Here is a 25,188-nt window from a genome sequence, read left to right as displayed (position 1 = left end):
TCGATGCCTGAACGAAAGGCTTGACCCGCCGCCGGACGCGTCGATAAGTTCAGGCATCAAACTAATTGGAGGCGAGATGGCTCAGGCACCGACGCGTGAGGACAAGTTCAGCTTCGGGCTGTGGACCGTGGGCTGGCAGGCGAACGACATGTTCGGTCCGGCGAGCCGGGGTCCGCTGGACCCGGTCGAAGCGGTGCACCGCCTCTCGGAGCTCGGCGCCTGGGGAATCACCTTCCACGACGACGACCTCATCCCGTTCGGCTCGGCCGACGCGGAACGCGCGCGGCACCTGAAGCGCTTCCAGGGCGCGCTCGCCGAGACCGGTCTCGTCGTCCCGATGGTGACCACGAACCTGTTCAGCCACCCCGTTTTCAAAGACGGCGGCCTGACCAGCAACGACCGCGACGTCCGCCGCTACGCGCTGCGGAAGGTGCTGCGGAACCTCGACCTCGCCGCCGAGCTCGGCGCGTCGACCTTCGTGCTCTGGGGTGGTCGCGAAGGCAGCGAGACCGACGCCGCGAAGGACGTCCGCGCGGCGATGGACCGCTACCGCGAGGGCATCGACTTCCTTGCCCAGTACGTCATCGACCAGGGCTACGGCCTCCGGCTCGCGCTCGAACCGAAGCCGAACGAGCCACGCGGCGACATCCTGCTGCCGACCGTCGGGCACGCGCTCGCGTTCATCTCCACACTGGACAACCACGAGATCGTCGGCGTGAACCCGGAGGTCGGCCACGAACAGATGGCCGGGCTCAACATCGTCCACGGCATCGGCCAGGCCCTGTGGCAGGGCAAACTGTTCCACATCGACCTCAACGGCCAGCGCGGCCCGCGGTTCGACCAGGACCTCGTGTTCGGCCACGGCGACGTGCTGTCGTCCTTCTTCCTGGTCGACCTGCTGGAGAACGGCGGCTACGACGGGCCGCGCCACTTCGACTACAAGCCGCTGCGCACGGAGAACATGGACGGTGTCTGGGCCAGCGCCGAGGCCAACATGGCCAGCTACCTGCTGTTCGCCGAACGCTCGCGTGCTTTCCGTGCCGATCCCGAGGTGCGGGCCGCGCTCGAAGCCGCCCTCGTCCCGGAACTGGCGACGCCGACGCTCAACGAGGGCGAGACGGCCGCGGACCTGCTGGCGGACCGGTCGGCGTTCGAGGACTTCGACCCGGACAAGGCGGCCGAACGTGGTTACGGCTTCATTCGCCTGTCACAGCTCGCCCTCGAACACCTCACCGGCGGCCGCTAGAACCGGTCGACGTCGATGACCGCCTTGGCGAACTCCTCCGGTGCCTCCTGTGGCACGTTGTGGCCGATCCCGTTCAGGATCCGGTGCTCGTACTTGCCGGAGAACTTCGAGCGGTAGGCCTTGCCGTCGGTGTTCGGGCCGTCGAAGTCGCTGCCGATCGTGATGGTGGGCACCGAAACGACCGGGCCCTGGGCGAGTTTCTGTTCGAGGGCGTCGAGCTTCGGGTCGCCCTCGGCGAGGCTGAGGCGCCAGCGGTAGTTGTGGATCACGATGGCCACGTGGTCCGGGTTGTCGAAACAGGCGGCCGAACGATCGTAGGTCGCGTCGTCGAAGGTCCACTTCGGCGACGCGATCTTCCAGATCAGCTTGTTGAAGTCGTGGCGGTTCTTCGTGTAGCCGAGGACGCCGCGTTCGGTGGCGAAGTAGTACTGGTACCACCAACCCAGCTCGGCGGTCGGGGAGAGCGGCTGCTTGTTCGTCTCCCGGTTCGTGACCAGGTAGCCGCTCACCGAAACCAGCGCCTTGCACCGCTCGGGCCACAGCGCGGCGATGATCACGGCCGTGCGGGCGCCCCAGTCGAAACCGCCGAAGACGGCCTTGTCGATCTTGAGGGCGTCCAGCAGCGCGACGATGTCGGCGGCGATCGCGGACTGCTGGCCGTTGCGGAAGGTGTCCTTCGACAGGAACCGGGTCGGCCCGTAGCCCCGCAGGAACGGCACGATCACCCGGTACCCGGCCGCGACCAGGCGCGGGGTGACGTCGACGTAGCTGTGGATGTCGTAGGGCCAGCCGTGCAGGAGCATCACCACCGGGCCGTCGGCGGGACCGGCTTCGGCGTACCCGATGCTCAGTTCCCCGGCGTCGATCTGCTTGATCGGGCCGAACGAGGTGTTCCTGCCGGTCGTGGCCGGTGCCGCCGCCGGAGCGGCCGCTGGCTGGGCCGAACAACCGGCCACGGTGGCTCCCGCCGCCGCGGCGGCGACGGCCTGTGCGAACCTTCTCCTGCTGAGCATCCTGATTCCTCCCGCGAAACGCCTGGTACGGGATGAAATTAAGGGTGCGGCGCGGGGCGCGGCGACCGTCGGACGACGTCACCGGTGTACGTCATCCGGCTGGGATGCCACCTAGGCCGTGTCCTGCAAGTCATGTTCGCGGTCTTCGCGCCCAGGCGGTCCCTGACGGCACGGGCGGCTCAGCCGAGTACAACCCGGTACGAGGCCGACCCGCCCGCACCGCCAGGAACCACCTGGATCACGAAGCCCATCGAACAGACTTACAGGACACGGCCTAGGCGACGTCCGGTTCGACGTCGAGGAAGGCCGCTTCCAGCCGGTGGATCCGGCCCCAGAACTCGGCCTCCCGGCCGGTCTCCAGCACACCGAGATACCCGCCGGGGACGACCCGGCCGACGAACGGACCGGACGTCCACACCCGCCAGCCGCCCGTGGCGTCGTCGCCCGAGGCGGACGCGGGATCGTCGGTTCCGCGCATCGCCGCGAGCGGGCACGAGAGCCGTGTCCTGGCGGGTCCGCGGTAGGCGTTGAGCAGCTGGAGATCGCCGAGCAGCAGGTCGAGGGCGTACTCCCAGCTCTCGGGCGAGTCACGGTAGCCCGCGACCGGGGTGAGCCCGGTGCGGCCGAAGACCCGCCCCATGGCCGACGCGCCCGCCTTGGCGTTCTTGTCCGGCGAGCGCCGCTGCGGGGCGCACGCGTCCACGACGATCAGCGCGCCCGGGGCGACGCCGAGTCGCTGCGCCGCCTCCAGAGCGACGAAGGCGCCCATTCCGAAACCGATTGTCACGGAGCGGGAAAACCAGTCCGTCGGTAGCGCGCCTGCGACGAGCGTGGCGAGTTCTTCGATCGACGACGCCGGGGGTTCGGCGAGCTGATCGCCGTGTCCGGGATATTCGACGCCCCAGACGTCCGCACCGGCGGCTTCGGCGAGCGGGCCGAACGCCCGGAGCGTCCCGCCGGCGGGTGGAAGCAGCAGGTAGCCGCGCCCACTACTGTCCGATGTGGACAGTTTGGTGAGTGTGGCCGTCATGATCGAAAGATACGCGCGGTTAACCCGAATGGGGTAACGGTTTGGGATCGGCCAAGATCAAATCACCCGGCCGGGGGAGCTCCTTCGCCGAAAGGCTGTCCTGCCGTGTCGTATCTGGCGCTCCCCGTTCGACGTCCTGATAAGTGCCGGAAGGAGAAAGCCATGAACACCACGACACGGGCCTCGATCACGCGGCTGAACCCGGTGAGCCGCACCCTGCCGGTTCTGCTGGCGATGGAGGACGACGCGGAGGACGTCGGCCGCCTGGCCCCGGACGACCGCCTGACCTGCCACGTGCACGGCCGCTGGATCCACCAGTGCGTCGCTTCCCCGGTGCACGTCAACCCGGTCACCCGGCATCGCTGGTGCCGTTCGTGCGCGACCGCGCTGACCGTTTCGGTCGACGAACTGTCCGGCACCGTCACGATGTCCTGCCCTCGGTGCGGCCACGGCGAAAGCGCGGTCTCGGCCCGGCTGATCGTCGCGTGCCAGGCGAGCCTGGCCGCCGCGCGCGCCCAGGCCGCCGCACGGGTCGCCTAACCGACCCACTTGAGGACGCGGTCGATGATCGAATCCCGATCGTCCGGCCGCAGGTAGAGGTAGTGGCCCGCGTCGGGCAGGATTTCGACGTCGGCCTGGGGGAGCAGATTTTCCAGCCGTGCCGCGGCGTCGGCCGAATCGTGCACGGCGCTTCGCCCGCCGAACAAGGCGAGCGTGGGGACTTCGAGGGACCGCAACGTCTCTTCGCTCGGGCAGACCTGGAACGGGATCCGTGCCCGGTAACACCGGATTCCGGCGAGGACCAGGCGGGCTGCGGGCTGGTCGAGGATGTCTTCCCCGGCGGACCACGTCAGGTAACGTCGCCAGACGCGTTCGCTGTCGAGCACGGCCGCGGGTAGGCCGTACCAGAACACCTTCCGCGCGAACGGCGCCGAAACGGTGGTCGGGTCCAGGAGCCCGATGGACGCCAGTCTGCCGGGGAAGTGGATCGCCTGATTGACCGCGTGCCAGCCCCCGGTCGAGCCGCCGACGAGGTGTACCCAGGTCAGCCCGAGGTGATCGAAGACGTCGTCGAGGGCGCCCGCGCGGTCCCGGATGTCCTTGAACGGCGCCTTCTGCACGCTTCCGCCCGCCTCGCCGAGCGTGTCGATCGCATAGACCGTGCATCTGTCGGCCAAAGCGGGAAGCAGCGCCGCGTAACAGGCGGAAGTCGCCATGAGCCCCGGAAGCAGGGCGATCGACGGGCCGTCGCCGCCGTAACGGTAGACGCGAGTGATGCCATGGCGCGTCCTGATGTCGAAGACCGCGTCCGGCTCCGGGCACTCGGCCATGGCTCGGTCATAGGCGGCGAAGTAACGCTTTTCGGCCGCAGGATTTCTGAAACTCCCGATCTTGTTCATGGGCGGAACGCTAGGCAGAGCCACGTTCCCGGTCTTGAACGAAAGTAAGATGACCGCATGGGCGGATGGGGGCTCGTGGTGCCGCGAAGGGACATCGTCCGCGCGCCCGGTGAGCGTGTTCTCCGGGCGCCGCATCCCGGCCTCGCCGCCCACGTCTCGAGTTACGTCGCGCACGACTTGCCCGACGTCGGCCCGACCTCGTGGCAGATCACTCCGCTGTCCGTCCTGATCTGGGTGATCGACCTCGAAGCTCCGAAGAGGGACGGCGAGATCCCGGAATCACCCCTGCTGGGATTGCGGGACCGGCCGATGCTCGCGGAGCAAGGTGGGGTCTCGCGAGGGATCACCGTTGCCCTGACCCCGCTCGGTGCGTACGGATTGTTCGGGATCCCGTTGCGGGAGTTGACGAATTCGGCGATCGCCGCGTCCGACCTGATGTCGTCCGGGCCGCTGACCGAACGGCTGGCGGAGGCGGGGGACTGGCCGGAGAGGTTCCGGTTGCTGGACGAATACCTGATTTCGAGGCTCGCTCGTGGTCCCGAACTCGCGCCGGCGGTCCGGTACGCGTGGGACCGGCTTTCGGCGGGGCCGGTCCGCGTCGACGCCCTCGCGGACGAGATCGGCTGGAGCAGGCAGCATCTCAACGCGCGGTTCCGCGACCGGATCGGGCTGAATCCCAGCACTGTCGGGCGGATCGCCCGGCTCAACCGCGTGCTGGCGCTGCTGAACCGGGCGTCGTCCCTTTCCTGGGCGGAGGTGGCGCACCTGGGCGGTTACAGCGACCAGGCGCACCTCATCCGCGAGTTCCGCGCCTTGACCGGATGCAGCCCGACCGAGGTGGGGAAACCGGCCGGACTATTTGTTCCGCCAGGTCACGGCGCGTGAGTCGGCACTTTCGTACGGCTGGGTCGTGTACGCCAGCGAGGCGATCGGGTCCGACGCGACGCCGAAGTGCAGACGACAGGATTCGAAGACCGCGCCCTTGACCGAGAAGTCCTTCGGCGCGAAGTTCTGGTCCTCGCAGCCGGTGACGTCGGTCTTCCCCATGCCGAGGAGGGAGCCCGGCCAGCCGCCGCTCTTGGTCTTGGCGGTCAGGATCGGCGCGGTCACCTCGGCGAGGTTCGTACCATCGACGTTCGTCAGCTTCTCGCGCACGAAAAAGAAGTTCTTGCCGCGCAGTTTGGCCTTGTCCTCGTCCTTGAGCGGCAGGCCGTCGATGTCGGCGTCGGGCGCTTTGACCGATTCGACGGTGACCGTGAGCCCGACGACGCCTTTCGCGTAACGGCTGTAGAACGGGATGATCGCCTGCTCGCCGAACTTCAGTTTCGTACCCGGTTTGACCGCGTCGCCGGCGACCTCCAGCGTGGGCGTGGTGGTCAGGTACGGCATCTCCGTCGTCGTCGGCGACGGGCTCGCGGGCGCCTCCCCGGACGGCGTCACGGCGGCGCTCCTGGCCTGGCCGGTGTTGGCCGGCGGCGTGCAGCCGACCAGTGCGACGCCTGCCATCGCGGCGATGACGGCATGACGAACTCTCGGACGTTCGGGCACGACCGATCCCCCTCGAAAGTAAAAGTGCAAGGATTTCCCCCGGAAAGCACTCTAACCAACGAGCGTTCACCCGATCGGCGGAGGTAGGTTGCTGGGCATGACCCAGGTTTCGACGCCTGCCGAGGCGGCCACGAGGCTCACCGGACGAGCGGTCGCCAGGCAGAGGGGGCTCTCGGGCGCGGTGACCGAAGTGGTGCTCGACAGCGGCGACACGGTGGTCGTCAAACAGGGGCATGCCAAAAACGCGACGTCCGCGGAGGCGGCGGGACTGCGGTGGCTGGGTGAGGCCGACGCGGTCCGGGTGCCCGAGGTCCGCGGCTACGACGAGGAATGGCTGGTCACGGAACTGGTCGGCGGCGGGCAGCCGACGCATCACGCGGCGGAACGGCTGGGGCGAGGGCTCGCGGCGTTGCACACGGCCGGGGCGCCCGCGTTCGGCGCGGCTCCGCCGGAGGGGCCCGTCGAAGCGTGGATCGGACTGGCTCCGATGGAGAACGCGCAGGGGGAGGACTGGCCGCGGTGGTATGCCGAGCACCGGGTCCTGCCCTATGTCCGCCGCGCCGTCGACGAGGGCACTCTGGACACTGACGAAGCGGCTGCCATCGAGCAGGCCTGCGCGCGCCTTCCGGCGGTGGCCGGGCCCGCCGAACCTCCCGCCCGTCTGCACGGCGATTTGTGGAACGGCAACGTGTTGTGGGGTCCCGTCGAGGCCGCGCTGATCGACCCGGCCGCGCACGGCGGCCACCGCGAGACCGATCTGGCGATGCTGCACTTGTTCGGCTGTCCGCTGCTCGACCGGGTGCTGGCCGCCTACCAGGAGGTCACCCCGCTCGCCGAGGGCTGGACCGACCGGATCGGCGCGCACCAGCTGTTCCCGCTCCTGGTGCACACCGTCCTTTTCGGACGGTCCTACGCCGGGCAGGCGGTCGCGGCGGCGAAGGCGGTCGGCCGGTAGTTCACCGCGCGATGCGGTCGAGCCATTCGGCGAGCATCGCGTGCTCGGCCGGGGTCAGCGCGTCCCCTGGTTCCTTTTCCAGAGCGGCTTTGAGCGCGATCGCCCGGCTGGGGATGTCCGAAGCGGCGTCCGCGCTGTCGGTGGTGATCGTCGCGATGACGTGTTCGCGCGCGGTGGTGATCAGGTCCTGGTCGCGGTCTTCGGGTGGGCTGGCGATGAGCGAGAGGATCACGCCCATCCCGGTCGCGTGCACCAGTTGCGCGGCTTGTTCGACCGGTATGCGCAGCCTGCCCGCCTCCGCGATGCGTTCGACGATCCGGCGGAGCATCGCGTCCGCCTCCTTGCGCGCCTCACGAACGCGGGGTTCGCCGTACATGAGCATGTAGAAGGCAGGCTGGGACAGGCCGAACTCGACGTGCAGGTTCCAGCCGCGCCGGAGGTCGGCCACCGGGTCGCCGGTCTCGCCGAGGTGGTGCTTCTGGCACAGGTAGCTCTGAAAGCCATACGTGGCGACCGCGTCGAGGAGACCGTCCTTGTCGCCGAAGGTGCGGTAGAGCGTCGGCGCCTGTACCCCGGCGGCGGCGCTGACCGCCCGCGTCGACAACGCCTCGCGCCCGCCGTCGAGCAGAAGTTCCGCCGCCGCGCGGACCATCCGGTCTTTCGTCGTCAACGTCATGTATCGACGATAACACGGATCGGGTAGCGCTGGTTCGGTATCGATGATACGTTGATTTCGTTATCAACGGAAACACCTGATGGGAGCGCATCATGACACGCGTAGCGATCGTCACCGGCGGGTCGCGGGGTATCGGCAGGGAGTCCGCCGAGCGGCTGGCGTCCGACGGATTCGCGGTCGTCGTCGGGTACGGCGGCAACAAGGACGAGGCGCAGGCCGCGGTCGGCGCGATCACCACCGCGGGCGGTCAAGCGATCGCGGCCCAGGCCGACGTCGCGGACGAGAACGCCGTCGCCGCCTTGTTCGACACCGCGGAGAAGACCTTCGGCGGGATCGACGTCGTCGTCCACGCCGCCGGGACCATGTATCTCGCGCCGGTGGCCGAACTGGATCTCGACCGGCTGGACCGGATGCACCGCACCAACATCCGCGGCACGTTCGTGGTCGACCAGCAGGCCGCCCGCCGCGTGCGCGACGGCGGCGCGATCATCAACTTCTCCACCTCGGTGCTCGGTCTCGCCCTGCCCGGGTATGCGGCCTACGCCGCCACGAAGGGCGCGGTCGAAGCGATCACCCTGGTCCTCGCCCGCGAACTGCGCGGCCGCGACATCACCGTGAACGCGGTCGCCCCGGGCCCGACCGCCACGGCGCTCTTCCTCGACGGCAAGGACGAGGAGACCATCGCGCGGATGGCGGCGCAGCCTCCGCTCGAACGCCTGGGTGCCCCGGCCGACATCGCCGAGGTCGTCTCGTTCCTGGCCGGCCCGGCCCGCTGGGTCAACGGGCAGGTTCTCCGCGCCAACGGAGGAATCGTCTGAGGGAGGTACTCGTCATGAGCGAAAAGATCATCGTGATCACCGGCGCCGCCTACGAGAAGCGGTACGCGGGCCTGATGGACCAGGTCGGCTCCCGGCTCCCGGCTCGCCGCCCTCGTTCCGCCCGACGCCGACGTCGCGGCCGTGGCGGACCGGATCCGCGAGCGGTTCCTGAAGCGGATCGGGCTCGGAGACCTGCTGCGACCCGCCCGTTCATGACGGCCCGTCGTCACGCCGTATCGCCTGGCGTCCTCGCTCCCGCACCTGCTGGAAGGTCGCCTGAGCCTGTTGGGAGAGCTGTTGGACCTGCGGCGCTTGCCAGGCTTGGCGAGCGCGTGCCACTCCACTGTCCAGGGCACGCTGCTGGAACTCGCGGGCTTGCCGCAGTTGTTCCGTCCAGGTCTTGGGCACCACGACCGAACCGGTCCGCCGATCGTGCCAGGAGGTCTTGCCCGCCGGTGAGATCCGCAGGACGGAGCATTCGACGGCCGAGAAGATCAGGAGCGCGACGCCCGCCAGCATGAGCAGCACACTCAGGTTGAGGACCGCCGCGATGAGCAGCACCCAGCCGAGGCCGGGGACGAGGACGGTGATGGCGGTCCGCGCGCAGATCCGGCCGAAGCTCAGCCGCCCACCGTCGGCGCCGCGCACCGTCAGTGCGAAGGCCGCCTTGCCCAGGGTGCGTCCCCAAAAGCGGGTGAGGAGTACCTCGTACGCCATGATCAGCAGGACCTGAACAGCCAGTGTCAGTGCGATGTAGAAGACGATGTCACTCCACAACTCGCCCGCCTCGTCACCGGCGGCGTCACCGAGCGCACCCCATTCGCCGAACACGGACTTGAAGATTCCCTTGCCCGCCAACGTGAAGCCGTGTTTCGTGGCCTCGGTCTGGATCTTCTCGGCGGTCAGGAACCAGAGCGGCGAGGTGACCAGCCAGGGCACGAGCCAGTCGATCCAGCGGGCTCCCCACCGGCGAGCCGACGTCGGATGTGGCGGGAACGGGGTCCCCGGCGGCTGCATCATCGTCCCACCCCCGGCCGGACTCGCCTGTCCCACAACGGGTTCTTGACCGCGTCCCACCACATCAGCGCGGCGAGCAGTCCGGCCACGATCTCCATCGGGTCGAAGCGGAAGACGAGGTTCAGTCCGTCGAGCTCGGCGACGGATTCGATCAGGCAGGCCACGCCGACGATGGCCGCGGACCAGTGAGTGCGGAGAAGGAGGGCGATCAGACTGAGGATCACGACGACGGTGGCGTCGACGACCAGCATCGCCACGGTCGCCATGACGATCTTGACCAGGAGTAGGCGGAGCAGGCCGAGCTCGTTTCGTTCCTCCTTCGGGAGCTTGCGCCGCGTATCAGCCGGATACTGGGAGAGCTGAAACCGTTCGTCGAACTTGTCGAGCATCGCCGGGTAGGCGGCGCCCCAGATCAGGAAGACGAGGAAGCCGACGAGGATCAAGCCGGTGTGACCGTCTTCGGCCGCCTTGTACTTCCCGAGGAAGAACGTGGGCACCAGCGCCGCCAGCCCGGCGATCACCAGCAGCGCGGTCGAGACGCGGCCCAGACCGTGGAACCTGGAACTGAGGAGCAGGACCAGCGGGGGACCGATGACCAAGACTCCGTAGACCAGTCCCGTCTGCAGGAACCAGAGGGCGAGGATCGCCGTCGTCAGCCAGAAGACGGGATACAGGAGCCATCTACCGAGGCGATCGACCACCTCCGGGACACCCTCGTCGATCAGTTTGTGCAGCCCATCGGCCATGATCTGTCCCCTCGTGCAAATATTGCATTCTGCATGGACGCTAGCGAGCGACGGCCAGTAGTGCAAGATTTGCATTGTGTAGTTTTTGCTTCGATGGGAGTTCGGGTGCCAGAGACGTCTGACGCGGTGGAAGATCGTCGCCGGTTCGGTGCCGAACTCAGACGCCTGCGCGAGCAGGCGGGCCGGACGCTCGACGAGGCCGCCGCGCGGCTGGAGTGCTCGGCCGCCAAGATCAGCCGGATCGAGACCGGCCAGGTCGCCGTCCGGCCGCTGGACCTGCGCGAACTCCTGGACTTCTACGCGGTGGCCGGTGCCCGCCGGGCGGCGATGCTCGCGGTGTCGAGGCAGCGGGGCAAACGGCCGGACCTCGACGGTGTCATCTACGACGGCTACAACCTCTACCTCGGCTACGAGGAAGAGGCCGGTGACATCCGCGAGTACCAGCCGCAGTGGATCCCCGGCTTGCTGCAGACGCGCGAGTACGCGCACGCGCTCTCGCTCGCCGCCGGCTCGACGCCCGAGGTCGCCGAGCGCCGGGTCGCCCTGCGGATGGACCGCCAGGCGCTCCTCCTCCGGGAGAAGCCGCCGCACCTGTCGGTCGTCATCGACGAAACGGCGCTTCGCCGTCCGGTGGCCGAGCCGGGACTGATGGCCGCGCAACTGCGGCGTCTGGCCGACGCGGCGGGGGACCCGCACGTCACCGTGCGGGTCCTGCCGTCGACCGCGGGAATGCACCCCGCCCAGGCGGGCGGGTTCATCATCCTGGGCTTCCCGCGCCCCGAGGATCCGGACGTCGTCTACACCGACGACCTGACCGAGGGACGGCTCACCCAGGATGCCGACCGGGTGAAGCAGTACCTCGCCGCGTTCGATCGGGTCCAGGAACTGGCGCTGGCGCCCGCGGAATCGGTCCAACTGATTCACGAGGTGGCGGAGTCGCATCCCTGACCGTCCGGTGTCCCGGAGCAATGACGGACGAAAGACGACCAGCTCCCGGGGGAGACCACGAACGCGGGGCCAGGATCCTTCGAGTCCCGGACGCCGACCCCCGTTTCCAAGAAGGCGACTTCCACGCAGGTCGGTCCGCCTCCGCATCGACTGCTCTTGAACCACGCCGCGCCGGTGAGATCGTGTGTCACAGGAGTTCCTCCCTCATTTGTTTCTCCGGATGAGGAAGGAGCGTGGAATGCTCCGCCGTCGCGACGTCGGGGAATTTTGTCGCGACAGCGCACAACGTGTTCACCAGCGGAAACCCGACCGCGAATGCCCGCCGTCCGCGGTGTCGCTAACCTACCTCTGCGCGGTCGCGCAAGCGCTGAGGGACAGGGGAGCGCCATGGAAGCCCGGGGCGGCGATTCCGGTGACGTCGCCGACGTCGAAGAGCTCGGCGCATTGATCAAACGGCTCCGGGACAAGCGGGGCCTCACCCAGGACAACCTCGCGGGCCGCGCGGCGAAACACGGCCTCCGGATCAGGCGTGAACGAATTTCGGAAATCGAGAACGGCAGGCGCGAACCGCCGACCCAAGGCGAGTTGCGCGCCATTCTTCTCGGCCTGGGGCAAACCGAAGAAACGGTGAAGCGGTTGCAGGGCGTCCTCGCCAGGACAGCCACCCAGCCGCGTGAAGGCGACGTCGTCGAACTCGCTTTCGGCGATCCCGTGCGGCAGCCGCCCCCGGCACCTCGCCGGATCGGCTTCGGCCACCGGCTCTTGCTACTGCTGTCCGGTGCGGTGGCGGGCGTGCTGATCGCGACCGGCGTCGCCGGGGTGTGGCCGTGGACGCTCATCTCCTACGAGGGCGACCTCCAGGTGAACGTCGGACGCCCGAACGGCGTCGACGCGCAGGGCACCTGCCCGCAGCGGAGCACCGACGTCCGCGATCATCGCGACGACACCGCCGGGTCGATCTGGTACCGCGAGTGCCAGGACTACCTGGAGATCTGGGTGACCGACAACATGAAGGACGGCCGCTGCGTCTGGGCGATCGTGCACTGGAGCAACGGCGTCGTCGACTCGTCGAAACGGGCTTGCCCGGCGGGCAAGATCGAGTTCTCGAAGATCGCCAAGTACGCGCCCGACTTCTGGATGGAACTGGTCGCGAGGCCGACCTGACGGCGGTCACTCATCAGAACCGCGGCTCCGTGTCGTCCACCCCGATCTCGCCGAGGTCGGCCGAGGTGAACACGGCGTCCGCCTGTTCGCCGAGCAAGATGGCGATCACCAGCTCCATCGTGTCGAGGTACGACTCGCGGAGCCTGTCTTCCAGCTCCAGGCTACGTCCCATCGATTCGAGCGGGTCCGTCCTGACCGGCCCGCTCCAGCACCTTGATGAGCAACCCGCCTTCGAGGAAGCCCGATGGCTTGGCCGCCAGGTAGTTCCGTGCCGCGCTGGTGAAGAGCATCCAAAAGGCGGTGCCGTCGGTCCTGTCGGCGACACCGTCGTAGGTCAGTTCGAGACCGAAGAGCTTCTCCAGACCTTTCAACACGGTCTCGCGGGAGGCTCGCAGAGCGTCGTACTCGGATTTCGAGTCGATGAACCCGTGCGAGTAGCCGGGCTGAGCCTCGAGGTACGCGACGACGAGCGCACGGCGGTCGTAGTTCTTGGTCACTGGGAGGAACATAGAGAAGAAAGGGCGGGCCCGCGATGGAAGTACGGGCCCGCCCTTGCCGGTCCTCGTGGACCGAAGATCAGACGACGGCGCCTTCGGAGTCGTCCGAGTCGGTCTCCTCGATCTTCCACTTCAGCTGGAACTCGACCTCTTCCTCACCGTCACCGCGCTCGTGCTCGATCGAGAACTGCGCGCGGGCGGGGACGCGGAACCGTTCCCCGGCGATCTGGATGCGGAACGAGGTCTCGGACTCGAGAGCGTCGGCGAGGCGGCGCAGTTTCGCGACGACATCGGCGGTGGAGTAGACGCGTTCGACGTCTCGGGGCGCGGTTCCGGTCACGATTTCCTCCAGGTCCGGCACCCCCGGCGGGGTGTCCGTGACGTCATTCAATCGCGTGATCATCACGGACCCCAGCCGGGGTCACAGTGACCTGGCGAGGCGGAAGCCGACGTCGTCGACGCGGAAGGTCGGGTGACTGCGGCGCCGCACCGAGGCCCGGCAGCTCCAGTGCTCGTCGAACCAGCCGCCGCCCCGCAGGACGCGGTACTCGCCGTACACCTCGGCGTCGTACACATCCCAGCACCACTCCCAGACGTTGCCCAACATGTCGTGCAGGCCCCACGCGTTGGGCGCCTTCCCGCCGACCTCGTGCACGGACTCCGCCGAGTTCTCGCGATACCAGGCGATTTCGTCGAGCGGACCGTAACGAGGACCGGTCGTGCCGGCGCGGCAGGCGTGTTCCCATTCCGCCTCGGTGGGGAGGCGGTAGCCGTTCGCGCTCCGGTCCCACGTCACTTCGGGCTCCAGCCGGTAGGCCGGGGTCAGCCCTTCGCGTTCGGACACCGTGTTGCAGAACCGGAGAGCGTCCTCCCAGGAGACCTCGACGAGCGGGAGCCTGCCGGACTCGCGGGTGACCGGACCGGGCGCGAGCAGGAAGGACTCGACGCCGACGGTCCAGCTCCGCTGGGTCCGGCGGTCCGAGAGCGTTACTTCGCCCGCGGGCACGGTGATCATCTCCATGGTCCGCCGATGCTACCCAGCCGGCCGTACATCCCTCCTCCGGATGAGCAGAAGCGGAACGAGGGCGATCGCCGCGCTGATCCAGACGGCGTGGCGATAGTCGCCGGTCCCCTCCGTCACGAAACCGGCGAGGAGCGGACCCAGGAACGCGCCCGCGTTGAGCGCGACCGTCGCGAACGAACCGCCGAGTGTGGGGGCGCCGGGAGCCACGTGCATGACCCGCGCCACGAGCGCGGAGCCGCAGCCGAAGGACAGTCCACCTTGGACAGTGGTCACGACGAACAGGGCGATCGGGTGCGCTCCGGTCGTCGCCAGCACCGCCCAGCCGACCGGCAGGGCGCACAACGCGAGGATCAGGCCACGCTTGAGTTCGCCATCACCCATACGGCCGGCCACGGTGACCCCGATGAACGCGCCGACGCCGAATGCCGCCAGCAGGCCGGAAACCGCGCCGGCGGGGAGGTGGGCGACGTCTGTCGCGATGACCGCGAGGAAGGCGAACGTCGCGAAGGTCGCGCCGTTGACCAAGGCCGCGAGGATCATCGCTTGCCGCACGGGAGGTGCTTTCACTTCGCGGGTTTCGCGCCTGATGGAGATTTCGCGCGGGCCCGCCGCGTCGGCGGGAGCCGACCGGAACACCAGTACCAGCGCGGGAAGGCACAACGCGGCGACCGCCCAGAACGCGGAACGCCAGCCCGCGAGATCACCCAGGATGGCTCCGGCGGGTACACCTGCGACGCACGACAGCGTGATTCCCGCCAGCAGCACCGCGGTCGCGCGTGCCTGTTTTCCCTGTGGTGCCAAAGCGACCGCGGTGGGCATGGCGACGGCGAGGAACCCGGCGTTGACGATCGCCGCGACGATCCGCGTACCGAACAGCACCGGAAAGCTCGTCGTCACGGCGCCGATCACGTGCACGACGACGAAGGCGGTCAGAAACCCGGCCAACGCCCGGCGGCGGGGCCAGCGCGCGCTGAGCACGGCCATGGCCGGAGCGCCGACGATCATTCCGACGGCGTACGCGGACGTCAGCGCGGCGGCCGCGCCCACCGGGACGGACAGGTCACCGGCGATCCCCGGTACGAGACCGGAAGCCATGAATTCAGAGGTGCCTTGCGCGAAAACGGCAAGGCCGAGGACATAGACGAACAGAGGCAACGGACGACTCCCAAGCAGAAGACGAGCAGGAGGAAGCCGTGCGCGAGACAGGAGAGAACCAGTCCGGGCGCACGGAACAGCGCTCGGTCATCGGGAAGCGAGAGGGCCGATACCTAACGGCCGGATACGACGACTCGCCGCCGGATGACCGGCGGCGGGGTTCTGTCCGACTCGGGGCTCGTCACGAGAGCGAACCTTACACACGGCCGTCGGCGAGCCTCAACACGATTACCGCTCACCGAGGAGAACGGTGCTCGTTCCGCGTGCCGGAACGCTTTCGTTGCCGCCGTGAATGAACCCGAGTAATGCACTCTGACCTGCGGTTTCCGTGATTGTTTCGGTACTGGGAACCGATCGGTGATTCGGTTAACCTCGTCTTCATGATTCCCACAGTTGTCTGGGGTACAGGCAACATCGGCCGTGCCTCCATCCGGGCCGTCGACGCGCATCCGGCGCTGGAACTCACCGGTGTGCTCGTGCACGACTCCGCGAAGGTCGGTCGCGACGCGGCCGAGCTCGCGGGAGTCGACGGCGAACTGGGCGTGGCGGCGACCGATGACGTCGAAGCGGTTCTGGCGGCGGGCCCGCGGGCGGTGGTGTACGCGGCGTCCGGTGACATCCGGCCCGTCGAAGCGCTGGCCGACATCGTCCGCGCGATCCGGGCGGGGGCGGTGGTGGTGACACCCGCGCTCTACGCGTTGTACGACCAGCGAAACGCGCCCGAGGAGTTACGGGAGCCGGTGCTCGCCGCGATCGCCGAGGGCGGCGGCTCACTGTTCGTCTCCGGTGTCGATCCGGGCTGGGGCAACGACATCCTGCCGTTGCTGATCAGCGGGCTCGGGACCACGGTGGACGCGGTCCGCTGCCAGGAGATCTTCGACTACACCACCTACGACCAGCCGGATTCGGTCCGCTACCTGGTCGGTATGGGACAGCCGATGGACTACCAGCCGCCGATGCTGGCCCCGTCGGTTCCGACGATGGTGTGGGGCGGGCAGGTGCGGTTGATCGCCCGTGGTCTCGGTGTCGAACTGGACGAGATCCGCGAGACGCTCGACCGCCGTCCGCTGGAGGAAACCGTGACCACGCGGGCGATGGGAGACTTCGAAGCGGGCACGCAGGGCGCCGTCCGGTTCGAGGTGCAGGGGATCGTGGACGGTGAACCCCGCATCGTCATCGAGCACGTCACCCGCATCCACGCGTCGTGCGCGCCGGACTGGCCGACACCGCCCAGCGGCGACGGCGCGCACCGGGTGATCATCGAAGGCCGTCCCAGGATCGAGGTCTCGGTCGAGGCCACTGACGAAGGCGAAAACCGGTCCGCCGGCGGCAACGCGACCGCGGTCGGCAGACTGGTCGGCGCCATCGACTGGCTCGTGGACGCCAAACCCGGCCTCTACGACGCACTCGACGTCCCTTTGCGACCGGCCACCGGCAAGCTCGGAAGGAGCGCGCGATGAACATCGACATTCCCGAGGGCAAGGACCCGATCGGCTACGTCTGGGGTGAGATGGTGCCCGGGATCGGCGTCGCGGCGTCGAATCTCTCGCTCGCGGTCTACTCGCACACCACACTCGGGCTCCGCGAGTTCGAGGCGGCGCGGCTGCGGATCGCGCAGATCAACGGCTGCGTCTTCTGCCTGGACTGGCGGACCGAACGTGGCGGCGTGAAGGTCGAAGAGGAGTTCGCCGACGCGGTCACCGAGTGGCGCACCACCGACGCGTTCGACGAGCGGACCCGGCTGGCCGCCGAGTACGCCGAACGCTACGCGATCGATCACCACGGTATCGACGACGAGTTCTGGAAGCGGATGGCCGAGCACTACAGCCAGAAGGAAATCGTGGAACTGAGCATGAGCATCGGTTCCTGGCTGGCTTTCGGGCGGCTGAATCACGTTCTGGGCATCGACACGGTCTGCGTGCTGCCGAAGTTCTGAGGTGACTAAAGGAAGACCCGCGCGATCTCCAGCCATTTCCGGGCGTCTTCGCCGACCGCGGTGAGGTCGGTCTCCGCGAGGGACCTGCGGTGCGTGACCCGGAGGCAGAAGTCCAGGGCACTTCCCTTGACCCGCTGCGCGGTGTCTTCCTTTCCCCACGACCAGGTTTCGCCCCCGGGGCCGGTGAGTTCGACACGAAACGATTCCGGCAGCGGCGGCAGATCGGCGGCATAGAACGACAATTCGCGCCCCGCCACTCCCAGGGCGGCCACGTGCTTGAGCCGACCCGACGGACGGTGCGTGATTCCGAGCGTATCGAAAACGTCTTGCCCGTGTGCCCACGTTTCCATCAACCGAAGGGGCACCATCAGCGTCGCGGTCAGCTGAGAGCCGAACCACGGAAACCCTTGGCCCAGCGGGATTTCCCTGAGTGCCGCCGCGACTTCGGCCCGGCCGGCGCGCCAGTCTTCCAGTAGCACCGATCGCGGTTTTGCCGCCCCTGCGGCGGCTTCGGCATCGGTGTGCCCACTGCCTCCGGCTTCCACCTGCTTCAGCACGGCGTCGAACGAGTCCGGGGTCCGGACGGCGATGAGAACGTTCGCGTCGGCGGCGGCGAGGTGAGCGATCTGGTGGGCGATCGTCCACCCTGCCGCCGGCGTGGGCTTGGACCAGTCGGCCTCCGCCGAGACCAGTGCGTCGAGCTCTTCTCCTTCAGCAACGAGATCGTGCAGGGCGACGTCGCGCTCCACACCGGACAGATCGAGTCCGTAGTCCAGCATGCCGCCACGCTACCGGAACGGGGGCGGTGGGTGCGGGCGGACGAGAATCACCCGCCGCCCCAGCCGGCGTCACAGGTCGGTGGCGACGATCTTTTCGATGTTCCTTTCCGCGAGCGCGGTAATGGTGACGAACGGGTTCACCGAGGTATTGCCCGGAATCAGCGCGCCGTCGATCACGTAAAGCCCCGGATGACCGTGGAGCCTGCCGTAATTGTCGGTTGCCTTGCCGAGCACCGCGCCGCCGAGCGGGTGATAGGTGAGGTGATCGCCCCAGATCTTGTACACGCCGAAAAGGTCGGTCCGGTAGATCGTGCCTTCCTTGGTGTTGATCTTGTCGAAGATCGTCTTCGCCATGTCGATCGACGGCTGTTTCCACGCGGTCTGCCAGTCGAGGTCGACCTTGTTCGCTCCAGGGTTCCACGAGAACGTCCCGCGGTTGGGGTTCTTGGTGATCGACAGGTAGAACGAGGCGTAGGTCTCGATGCCGGTCGGCAGGGGTGCGACCTCGGCGAACGCGCCGCCCGCGGCCCAGTTGTCGATGCCCGCGGTGGGGATGGACGACTGCAGCGCTCCCGTGGCGTCCCACATGTGGTTGGCCCGGCCGCACATGACGTTCCCGTTGTCGCCCCAGCCCTTTCCGACCTCGTTGTTGAGGTTGGGCAAGGCGCCGGTGGCCTTGAGCTTGACCAGGAGCTTGCTCGTGCCGACACTGCCCGCGGCGAAGAACACCTTGTCCGCGGTGACGGATTTCGTCCCGGTCACCGTGCCGGCGGTGTCGAGCTGTTCCATCACCACGGTGTAGCCGCCGCCGGACGCCGGCGTGACCGTGGTGACGCGGTGCAGCGCCGAGATCGTCACCCGTCCCGTCGCCTTGATCCGCGGGAGGTACGTTTGCTGCAACGACTTCTTGCCCGCGTTGTTGCCGTAGAGGATCTCCCCGGCCAACGCGGACCTCGGGACCGTGCCCGCCTGCTCCTTCTTCATGTAGTCCCAGTCGTACACGTCCGGGACGAACAGGAACGGGAAACCCGACCGCTGCGCGTGTTTCCGGCCGACCCGCGCGTACTGGTAGCACTCCGCGGTCTCGAACCAGTTCGGGTCGATGGTGGCGACGCCGAGGCCCGCGTTGGCGCGCGGGTAGTAGACGCCGTACATCTCGTCGGCGTTGACCGTGGGGAGGACGGCGCCGAAGTTCTCGCGCTTCGGGGTGACGGCCATCCCGCCGTTGACCAGTGATCCGCCGCCGAGACCGCGGCCTTGGTAGACGGTGATTCCGGCGAACTCCTCGGCGTCCAGGATCCCGGTGTGCCGCGGGACGTCCTTGTCCAGCGGGAAGCCGAGGAAGTTGCTCAACGGCTGCTTGGTCCTCGTCCGCAGCCAGAACGACCGGTAGTCGGGAGTGGTGGTGTTGGCGAAGATCTTGCCGTCCGTGCCGGGGGTGTCCCACGCCTTCCCGAGTTCGACGAGATGGACGTCGACACCGGCCTCGGCGAGCCGGAGGGCGGCGACGCAGCCGCCGTACCCGGAACCTATGACGAGCGCCGGGATTCGCGCGGCGTCGGCGATCGAACTTTTCGCGGATGCGGTGCCACCGAGGGCCGCCGCCCCCAAGATAGAACCAGTTCCTGCAATGAAAAGACGGCGGGATAACTGTCCGGAAGGGCTTCTCCACATGGCTTCGTCGCTCACGTGATCTTCCTCACCGTTGAGGGATTTAGAACAAGTTATACCTGCGGCTTTGCCGGGTGGCAATAAACGTGAGAGTTCTTTCCGGGTGCCCGGCCCAGGTGGTCGGGCGTCGTTCCGATGGATGGGCCACTATGTACTGCTGTGGAGTCCACTCGAGTTGATCGCTGGCTGTGGGCCGTTCGGCTCACCAAGACGCGCCCGGATGCCGCAGCGGCCTGCCGCGGCGGCCATGTCCGCGTGAACGGCAAGCCCGCCAAGCCCGCGACCACGGTCGTGGCCGGCGACGAAGTGCGTGCCCGGGTCCACGACACCACGCGGATCCTGGAAGTGACGCGGGTGATCCAGAAACGGGTCGGCGCCGCCGACGCCGCGACCTGTTTCATCGACCGGACTCCCGCGCCGCCGCCCGAGTCCGCGGTGCCGGTCGCGCGGCGGGAGCGTGGCGCGGGTCGCCCGACCAAGCGGGAGCGCCGCGTCCTCGACCGTTTCCGGACCGGAGAACACTGAGCCGCACGGTCCAGGTGGTCGTGAGTGGTAAGTGTCGTTCTCGCGGACCCGTATTTACCTGCCCACTGTCGGGACTGGCGATCGTGCGTGGAGGATTCGGGGCACTGAACGCCCCAGATCCGTCATCGCCGGGCCCTGCTTTGCCTCGGTGCCGGGTTGGGGCTAGTGCTGGATGGCGGTGTGGTCGACGGGGGAGGATTCCGGCTGTTGAACGTCCGGAATCTTCCTCTGTGGCGTTGTCTGTCACCGGTCGAGCCCGGCGACCACCTGGACCGACACTCACCGCCGCTTGTTCACATACATGGATGGTATTCACATCCGTTGACGGGTGACAGGCACGTGAACTATAAAGACTGAGTCCGGGTGTACACGCCGCAACACCTTCCGTCAGTCCGTCACGGAGGTTTCGGGTGTCCCGAAAAAGTCCTCTTCGTCGTGCCGTCCTACCGGCGGTCGCCGCCGTGGTCGCCACCGCCGCACTCCTGCAGGTACCGCCCGACGTGGCGGACGCGGCGCCAGGACCCGGCGCGCTGCCCGGTCTCGACGTCGGCGCCGCCAACCGCCGCGCACCGGTCGCGGGGCTCTACGACTGGTCCAAGGCCGGATACCGGGGCGGCGCCGCGCTGCCCGGCTCCGGTGAAGTGAACCCGAACGCCACCTGTCAGGTCACCGCGGCGGAGCTGGCGAGTCAGTACAACGTCAAACCCGACGACGGCGCCGACGACACGAACGGGATCCAGGCGGCGATCGACGGCATCAAGGGCGCGTGCTCGCCGTCCGGGAGCTACACCAAGCTGAGCACGATCACCTTTCCCGCCGGCCGGTTCGACGTCACGCACGAGATACACGTCGATGCCGACTACCTGATCCTCCGCGGTGCGGGCAAGGACGCCACGAAGTTCGTCTACAAGCCCGACGCGAACACGCTCTACGACAGCCTCACCCCGGACGGTTCCGACTGGGACGAGGACGGGATGACGTCGGGCGCGGGCAAGGGCGGCTGGCTGTGGCCCGGTCGAGGACTGTTCCGCGTCCAGTCCAGGGGAGTGCACTCGTCCTACGCGAGCGACTACGCCTCGGCGCCCGCCAACCGCAAGGACATCTTCGAGGGCACGATCAACGTCCATTGGAAGGCGGGGGTGAAGCTGCGCGGCAAGCCGGGTGACACCGCGTTCGCCGCCCGGATGGGGGACAAGGTCGTCCACCTGGCGAGCAGCGGGGCGCTGACCTCGCTCGCCGCCGGGAACCTGGTCAACATCCGCGCGGCCAACTCGCAGAAGTTCTACGAGCAGCAGCAGGCGACGCCGACCACGTTCCCGTTGCTGAACATGCACATGCGGCAGCAGATCTTCACGATCGCGGCGCTCGACACGTCCGCGCGGACGATCACCCTCGACAAACCGCTCGAGTACGACGTCCCGGTGAACTCGACCTCGGACGGCTCGGCCCCGATCGACGGCGCCACCTACGACTCGAAGGCGGCCCCGCTCGTCGACCCGGTACTCGGCGTCGGCTTCGAGAACCTCGGCTTCACCCAGGACATGCCAGGCCTGAACCCGGCGGAGGCGAACAACAACTACGGGAACATGGCGCCCGCCGCGGAAATGCACGGCATCGTCTTCAAATGGGCGGCGAACTCCTGGGTCCGCGGCATCAGCGCGGACATGACCGGTTCGCATCCGATCGTCACCGAGGAGGCCAAGAACCTCCAGATAGTCGACAACGAACTCAACGGCTCCTGGAACAAGGGCAAGGGCGGCAACGGCTACTTCCGCGGCTCCCGGGTCTGGGACTCGCTCTACGCCGGCAACACCTCGACCCTGTTGCGGCACTTCACCTTCCAGTGGTCCGCTTCGGGGAACGTGGTGATCGGCAACTCGTTCGACTCCGACCTGAACCTGCACGGCGGCTGGGAACGCAACAACCTCTTCGAACTCAACACGGTCAAGGTCCCGTACGCGCACCGCTCCGGGAACTGCCGGGCCAACTGCGGTGAGGAGGGCGGCGGCGGTCCCGACGACTCGAACTGGTTCCCGATCTGGTGGGGCGCGGGCAAGAAGGCCGTCAAATGGTCGGGCGCTTCCGGCCCTCGCAACGTCTTCTTCAACAACGCCATGACCAAACAGCTCGCGGACAACGGACCGTATAACGACTTCTACGCCGACCGGCACCGCGTTTACTCTTTTGGGTGGGACGGCACCGCGTACAAACACCTCGATGTCGGCGGCACGCCGATCGCCGACTGGGCGAAGAACGAGCAGCGGGACTACGCCGGCGGGCACGGGGTCGACGCGTCCAGGACCGACGCCGCGGCTTCGCTGTTCCTGAAGTCCGTCGGCGGGACTCCGCCGTCCTCGTCGACGGGCCAGACCTCCAGTTCGACCACGCCCACCTCGACGACACCGACGACCACGACCTCTTCGAACCCCGGCGCGTGCCTGACGGCGGCGTTCGCCCGTAAGTCGGTGTGGGACAGCGGCTACGGCGGCGGTTTCACCGTCACCAACACCTGTTCGGCCACGGTCGGCTCGTGGACGGTCGAGTTCGACCTGCCCGCCGGGACGACGGTCACCAGTTCCTGGAGTTCGGTGCTGACCAAGACCGGCCAGCACTACCGGTTCGGGAACGCGACCCACAACGGAAGCGTCAAACCCGGCGGCACGGCGACGTTCGGCTTCAACGCCGCCGGTCAGGGACTCCCGGTCGCGTGCACCATCGCCGGAACGAAATGCGGAGGCACGGAATGACGAGGAAACGACTGCTCGCCGCGTTCGCGGCCATGGCGTCGGCGGCGGGCCTGTTCGGCGCCGTCGTCACCGCCGAGGCCGCCGCGCCCAGCCTGTCCGCCGCGTTCGCCCAGACCTCGGTCTGGGACAGTGGGTACGGCGGGAAGTACACGCTGGCCAACGCCGGGGACGCGAACAGTACACAGTGGACGATCGAGTTCGATCTGCCCGCCGGGACGGCGATCACCACGTCGTGGAGTTCGGTGCTGACCAGGACCGGGCAGCACTACAAGGTCACCAACGCCGGCTTCAACGGCACCGTCAAACCCGGCGGGTCGGCGTCGTTCGGCTTCAACACCACCGGGCTGGGCCTGCCGACCGGGTGCACGGTCAACGGCAGTCCGTGCGGGGGAGGAGCACCGACCAGCACCACGCCGACGTCACCGACCACCACCACGACGAGCAAACCGCCAACGACCAGTAGTGTTCCTTCGGGAGACGTGGTCGACGTGAGCACCGCGGCGCAACTGCAGGCCGCGCTGGCCGCCGCGAGCCCCGGCCAGACGATCCGGCTGGCCGCCGGGACCTATCGGGGTTCGTTCGTGGCCACGAAACCCGGGACGGCGGGCGCGCCGATCACGGTGACGGGACCGTCGACGGCGGTCCTGATCAACGACGGTCCGTCGGGTGAGGCGCCTTCCTGCCCGGCGCCGACGGCGGGCTGGGACTCGGGGTACGGATTATGGCTCTACGGTGCGCCGTACTGGCATCTACAGGGCTTCACCGTGCAGGAGTCCAAGAAGGGCATCGTCGCCGACAACTCGCATCACACCGTGATCGAAGGCGTGCGGGTCCACCAGATCGACGAGGAGGCCGTCCACTTCCGCCGTTCCTCGGCCGACAGCGTCATCCGCGACTCGACGATCAGCCACACGGGTCTTGTGCAGGCGGGGTACGGCGAGGGTGTCTATCTCGGCTCGGCGAACTCGAACTGGGAGTGTCACGGCAACTCCGGCGGAGTCGACCGCAGTGACCGGATCCAGGTGATCGGCAACCACATCGGACCGTACGTCGCCGCGGAGAGCATCGACGTCAAGGAAGGCACCGCGGACGGGGTCATCCGGGGAAACACCTTCGACGGTCAAGGGGTTTCCGGGCAGAACTCGGCCGATTCGTGGATCGATGTCAAGGGATTCGGGTACCTCATCGAGGGCAACACCGGCACCTTCGCTTCGCCGGGGACGTTCGCGAACGGCTACGAGACGCACAACCCCGGGACCACCCCGTCGTTCCAGAACGGCTGCGGAAACGTCTGGCGGGACAACAAGTCCGATCTCGGTGGCGTCGGCCAGTACGCCATCAAGATCACGTCGACGTCGAAGTGCTCGGAACGGCCCAACGTGGTCTACGCGTCCAACACCGTGTCGAGGGCGGTGAACGGGCTGACCAACGTCCCCGTCACGCCTTGACGGACGCCGGTGGCGGGAGCGGCGCGGCTCCCGCCACCGGCTGGTCAGTCGCGGACCGCGGTGATCACGACGGTGGCGTACCGGGCGGTGAACCGGCCGCCCATGCCATCGATCGCGGCGCCGACTTCGGCGAGGATCTCTTGCCGCACAGCGGGTTCGACCCAGGTGAGCGAGCCGAACGTCGGGAGCTGGTCCAGCCATTCGTCGCGGGTGTAGACCCGCTCCCAGTCGTGACGGCTTCGCTCCGGCTCGCCGAATCCACCCGCTTCGCGCAGGCCGTCGGCGGCCTTCTCCAGCAGCGGTCCGTACGGGTCGGCAGGCTGTTTCGGGACGTTCTTGAGGTCGATCGGGGCATCCGGCACGTGACGGCGGTACGCCTCCGCCAGCGCGTCGGTGACCTCTCCCGGTGGTTCGGGCACATGCCAGAACGCGGACCAGATTCCGTTCGGCCGCAGCACTTCGGCGGCCTTGGCCGCGCCGGCCACCGGGTCGACCCAGTGCCAGGCCTGGCCGGAGACGAGCAGGTCGAACCGTCGTCCCGCGGGTTCCCAGGTCTCGAACGTCGCGACTTCGACGTAGATCCCGCTCCGGCGGGCGTACTCGGCCATCCGCGGGTCCGCTTCGACGCCCAGGACCTGACAGCCCGCGGCCTGGAGCTGGCGCGCTTCGATCCCGGTTCCGATGCCGACGTCGAGGGTCTCGCGGCCGGGGGCGGCGGTGACGAGGTGGTCGATGAGTTCCGGGGGATAGGCGGGCCTGGTCCGGTCGTAGCGCTCGACGTCCACGCCGAAGGATTCCGCGGCCTGTCGATGACGGTGAGGCTCCTGCCCCGAAGGTAGAGTGGG

The 25,188-nt window shown here is 68.1% G+C and carries 28 protein-coding genes; 12 read left to right on the top strand and 16 right to left on the bottom strand.

Annotated features, from left to right (window positions below; translation table 11 throughout):
• Positions 1 to 76 precede the first annotated feature (76 nt).
• Positions 77 to 1,246 (top strand): xylose isomerase, encoded by a 1,170-nt coding sequence (gene xylA, locus B0293_RS35225; RefSeq protein ID WP_005161457.1) that lies wholly within the window; start codon positions 77 to 79, stop codon positions 1,244 to 1,246.
• Here xylA and B0293_RS35220 read toward each other — a convergent pair.
• Positions 1,243 to 2,259, bottom strand: coding sequence for an alpha/beta fold hydrolase (locus B0293_RS35220; protein WP_005161460.1), 1,017 nt, complete (start codon positions 2,257 to 2,259; stop codon positions 1,243 to 1,245). The genes xylA and B0293_RS35220 overlap by 4 nt on opposite strands.
• A gap of 274 nt (positions 2,260 to 2,533) precedes the next feature.
• The gene (locus tag B0293_RS35215) at positions 2,534 to 3,289 is read right to left on the bottom strand and encodes a thioesterase II family protein (RefSeq protein ID WP_005161462.1); all 756 of its coding nucleotides are present in this window, start codon (positions 3,287 to 3,289) and stop codon (positions 2,534 to 2,536) included.
• A 162-nt stretch (positions 3,290 to 3,451) separates the two neighbouring features.
• On the opposite strand from B0293_RS35215, the gene B0293_RS35210 reads away from it, so the two are divergent.
• Positions 3,452 to 3,829, top strand: coding sequence for a hypothetical protein (locus B0293_RS35210; RefSeq protein WP_005161464.1), 378 nt, complete (start codon positions 3,452 to 3,454; stop codon positions 3,827 to 3,829).
• On the opposite strand, the gene B0293_RS35205 is transcribed toward B0293_RS35210, so the two are convergent.
• Complete coding sequence (locus B0293_RS35205; protein ID WP_005161467.1) at positions 3,826 to 4,689, bottom strand: alpha/beta fold hydrolase; 864 nt, start codon at positions 4,687 to 4,689, stop codon at positions 3,826 to 3,828. The genes B0293_RS35210 and B0293_RS35205 overlap by 4 nt on opposite strands.
• Positions 4,690 to 4,746: 57 nt before the next feature.
• On the opposite strand from B0293_RS35205, the gene B0293_RS35200 reads away from it, so the two are divergent.
• A complete protein-coding gene (locus tag B0293_RS35200) occupies positions 4,747 to 5,574 on the top strand; it encodes a helix-turn-helix domain-containing protein (RefSeq protein ID WP_039918963.1) in 828 nt (275 codons plus the stop codon).
• Here B0293_RS35200 and B0293_RS35195 read toward each other — a convergent pair.
• On the bottom strand, positions 5,545 to 6,237 hold the full coding sequence (locus B0293_RS35195) for a hypothetical protein (RefSeq protein WP_005161474.1): 693 nt from the start codon (positions 6,235 to 6,237) through the stop codon (positions 5,545 to 5,547). The two genes, B0293_RS35200 and B0293_RS35195, sit on opposite strands and share 30 nt — an antisense overlap.
• 97 nt (positions 6,238 to 6,334) lie before the next feature.
• On the opposite strand from B0293_RS35195, the gene B0293_RS35190 reads away from it, so the two are divergent.
• The gene (locus tag B0293_RS35190; protein ID WP_005161477.1) at positions 6,335 to 7,192 is read left to right on the top strand and encodes a fructosamine kinase family protein; all 858 of its coding nucleotides are present in this window, start codon (positions 6,335 to 6,337) and stop codon (positions 7,190 to 7,192) included.
• Between the two features lies 1 nt (position 7,193).
• On the opposite strand, the gene B0293_RS35185 is transcribed toward B0293_RS35190, so the two are convergent.
• Positions 7,194 to 7,868: a TetR/AcrR family transcriptional regulator gene (locus B0293_RS35185; RefSeq protein WP_005161479.1), complete on the bottom strand. Its 675-nt coding sequence runs from the start codon at positions 7,866 to 7,868 to the stop codon at positions 7,194 to 7,196.
• Positions 7,869 to 7,960: 92 nt separating this feature from the next.
• On the opposite strand from B0293_RS35185, the gene B0293_RS35180 reads away from it, so the two are divergent.
• Complete coding sequence (locus B0293_RS35180) at positions 7,961 to 8,686, top strand: SDR family oxidoreductase (protein WP_005161481.1); 726 nt, start codon at positions 7,961 to 7,963, stop codon at positions 8,684 to 8,686.
• A gap of 210 nt (positions 8,687 to 8,896) precedes the next feature.
• On the opposite strand, the gene B0293_RS35175 is transcribed toward B0293_RS35180, so the two are convergent.
• Positions 8,897 to 9,706 (bottom strand): RDD family protein, encoded by an 810-nt coding sequence (locus B0293_RS35175; protein ID WP_063936652.1) that lies wholly within the window; start codon positions 9,704 to 9,706, stop codon positions 8,897 to 8,899.
• A complete protein-coding gene (locus B0293_RS35170) occupies positions 9,703 to 10,449 on the bottom strand; it encodes a hypothetical protein (RefSeq protein ID WP_005161483.1) in 747 nt (248 codons plus the stop codon). Before B0293_RS35170 ends, B0293_RS35175 begins: the two co-directional genes overlap by 4 nt.
• A gap of 105 nt (positions 10,450 to 10,554) precedes the next feature.
• Here B0293_RS35170 and B0293_RS35165 point away from each other — a divergent pair, with 105 nt between their 5' ends.
• Entirely contained in the window at positions 10,555 to 11,397 is an 843-nt protein-coding gene (locus tag B0293_RS35165) for a helix-turn-helix domain-containing protein (RefSeq protein WP_039918964.1), read from the top strand.
• Here the strand turns inward: B0293_RS35165 and B0293_RS44820 are convergent.
• Positions 11,370 to 11,786: a DUF397 domain-containing protein gene (locus tag B0293_RS44820; RefSeq protein ID WP_077241465.1), complete on the bottom strand. Its 417-nt coding sequence runs from the start codon at positions 11,784 to 11,786 to the stop codon at positions 11,370 to 11,372. The genes B0293_RS35165 and B0293_RS44820 overlap by 28 nt on opposite strands.
• Here B0293_RS44820 and B0293_RS35155 point away from each other — a divergent pair.
• On the top strand, positions 11,785 to 12,561 hold the full coding sequence (locus tag B0293_RS35155; protein WP_005161485.1) for a helix-turn-helix domain-containing protein: 777 nt from the start codon (positions 11,785 to 11,787) through the stop codon (positions 12,559 to 12,561). The two genes, B0293_RS44820 and B0293_RS35155, sit on opposite strands and share 2 nt — an antisense overlap.
• Before the next feature lie 13 nt (positions 12,562 to 12,574).
• Here B0293_RS35155 and B0293_RS43605 read toward each other — a convergent pair whose 3' ends face one another.
• The 5 genes from B0293_RS43605 to B0293_RS35135 all read right to left on the bottom strand — a co-directional run bounded on the left by B0293_RS43605 (position 12,575) and on the right by B0293_RS35135 (position 15,237).
• Positions 12,575 to 12,733, bottom strand: coding sequence for a hypothetical protein (locus tag B0293_RS43605; RefSeq protein ID WP_005161486.1), 159 nt, complete (start codon positions 12,731 to 12,733; stop codon positions 12,575 to 12,577).
• Entirely contained in the window at positions 12,723 to 13,058 is a 336-nt protein-coding gene (locus B0293_RS35150; protein ID WP_005161487.1) for a hypothetical protein, read from the bottom strand. The genes B0293_RS43605 and B0293_RS35150 overlap by 11 nt, the downstream gene beginning before the upstream one ends.
• A gap of 79 nt (positions 13,059 to 13,137) precedes the next feature.
• Positions 13,138 to 13,398, bottom strand: a complete 261-nt coding sequence (locus B0293_RS35145; protein ID WP_039919001.1) for an amphi-Trp domain-containing protein — start codon at positions 13,396 to 13,398, stop codon at positions 13,138 to 13,140.
• Between the two features lie 81 nt (positions 13,399 to 13,479).
• Positions 13,480 to 14,079: a formylglycine-generating enzyme family protein gene (locus tag B0293_RS35140; protein ID WP_005161489.1), complete on the bottom strand. Its 600-nt coding sequence runs from the start codon at positions 14,077 to 14,079 to the stop codon at positions 13,480 to 13,482.
• Between the two features lie 12 nt (positions 14,080 to 14,091).
• Positions 14,092 to 15,237 carry a Cmx/CmrA family chloramphenicol efflux MFS transporter gene (locus B0293_RS35135; protein WP_039918965.1) on the bottom strand — a complete coding sequence of 382 codons (1,146 nt, stop codon included), beginning with the start codon at positions 15,235 to 15,237 and terminating at the stop codon, positions 14,092 to 14,094.
• A 380-nt stretch (positions 15,238 to 15,617) separates the two neighbouring features.
• Between B0293_RS35135 and B0293_RS35130 the strand changes: the two genes are divergently transcribed.
• Together B0293_RS35130 and B0293_RS35125 are read left to right on the top strand one after the other, a co-directional pair.
• A complete protein-coding gene (locus B0293_RS35130) occupies positions 15,618 to 16,697 on the top strand; it encodes an NAD(P)H-dependent amine dehydrogenase family protein (RefSeq protein ID WP_005161492.1) in 1,080 nt (359 codons plus the stop codon).
• Positions 16,694 to 17,173 (top strand): carboxymuconolactone decarboxylase family protein, encoded by a 480-nt coding sequence (locus tag B0293_RS35125; protein WP_005161495.1) that lies wholly within the window; start codon positions 16,694 to 16,696, stop codon positions 17,171 to 17,173. Before B0293_RS35130 ends, B0293_RS35125 begins: the two co-directional genes overlap by 4 nt.
• Positions 17,174 to 17,178: 5 nt before the next feature.
• On the opposite strand, the gene B0293_RS35120 is transcribed toward B0293_RS35125, so the two are convergent.
• Positions 17,179 to 17,952 (bottom strand): TIGR03084 family metal-binding protein, encoded by a 774-nt coding sequence (locus tag B0293_RS35120; protein WP_005161497.1) that lies wholly within the window; start codon positions 17,950 to 17,952, stop codon positions 17,179 to 17,181.
• Positions 17,953 to 18,021: 69 nt separating this feature from the next.
• Positions 18,022 to 19,563 (bottom strand): GMC oxidoreductase, encoded by a 1,542-nt coding sequence (locus B0293_RS35115; protein ID WP_005161503.1) that lies wholly within the window; start codon positions 19,561 to 19,563, stop codon positions 18,022 to 18,024.
• A gap of 219 nt (positions 19,564 to 19,782) precedes the next feature.
• Between B0293_RS35115 and B0293_RS35110 the strand changes: the two genes are divergently transcribed.
• The 3 genes from B0293_RS35110 (at position 19,783) to B0293_RS35100 (ending at position 24,343) form a co-directional block, all read left to right on the top strand.
• A complete protein-coding gene (locus B0293_RS35110) occupies positions 19,783 to 20,148 on the top strand; it encodes an RNA-binding S4 domain-containing protein (RefSeq protein ID WP_039918966.1) in 366 nt (121 codons plus the stop codon).
• Between the two features lie 410 nt (positions 20,149 to 20,558).
• Positions 20,559 to 22,895, top strand: a complete 2,337-nt coding sequence (locus B0293_RS35105) for a cellulose binding domain-containing protein (RefSeq protein ID WP_005161510.1) — start codon at positions 20,559 to 20,561, stop codon at positions 22,893 to 22,895.
• The gene (locus B0293_RS35100; RefSeq protein ID WP_005161513.1) at positions 22,892 to 24,343 is read left to right on the top strand and encodes a cellulose binding domain-containing protein; all 1,452 of its coding nucleotides are present in this window, start codon (positions 22,892 to 22,894) and stop codon (positions 24,341 to 24,343) included. The genes B0293_RS35105 and B0293_RS35100 overlap by 4 nt, the downstream gene beginning before the upstream one ends.
• 44 nt (positions 24,344 to 24,387) lie before the next feature.
• On the opposite strand, the gene B0293_RS35095 is transcribed toward B0293_RS35100, so the two are convergent.
• Entirely contained in the window at positions 24,388 to 25,128 is a 741-nt protein-coding gene (locus tag B0293_RS35095; RefSeq protein ID WP_005161516.1) for a class I SAM-dependent methyltransferase, read from the bottom strand.
• Positions 25,129 to 25,188 lie beyond the last annotated feature (60 nt).

The organism is Amycolatopsis azurea DSM 43854, assembly GCF_001995215.1.
GTDB classification, from domain to species: Bacteria; Actinomycetota; Actinomycetes; order Mycobacteriales; family Pseudonocardiaceae; genus Amycolatopsis; species Amycolatopsis azurea.
The sequence above is the reverse complement of the archived record's forward strand: the minus strand, read 5'-3'. Positions and strand labels throughout refer to the sequence as shown.